Source organism: Pedobacter folensis, from assembly GCF_056490665.1.
On the sequence record NZ_JBWJIF010000017.1, the window covers coordinates 1 to 301 of the forward strand.

The following is a 301-nucleotide window of genomic DNA, read 5'->3' on the forward strand; positions in this document are numbered from 1 at the left end:
CATGTTTAAGGTTTAAGGCGAAAGGCAGATAGGCATAAGGGTTAACCTTATACCCTACAACCCTCCACCTTCTACCTCAATAAAATATTTAGGTGCCTATATCGGTGGTGTCCACCTCTTCCCATTCCGAACAGAGAAGTTAAGCCCACCAGAGCCGATGGTACTGCGGTAACACGTGGGAGAGTAGGTCGGTGCCAAATCTTAAAAAGAAACCCTTTAACAGTAATGTTGAAGGGTTTTCTTGGTTATATACAAGGCCTTGTGTTTTAAGGCTGCATAATTTGAAATATTGAAATCGATA

1 rRNA gene is annotated in these 301 nt (G+C 41.9%); it reads left to right on the forward strand.

The window, feature by feature from the left end:
- Positions 1-88: 88 nt before the first annotated feature.
- Positions 89-200, forward strand: a 5S ribosomal RNA gene (rrf, locus tag AC04QZ_RS25005).
- The last annotated feature ends 101 nt before the right edge of the window (positions 201-301 follow it).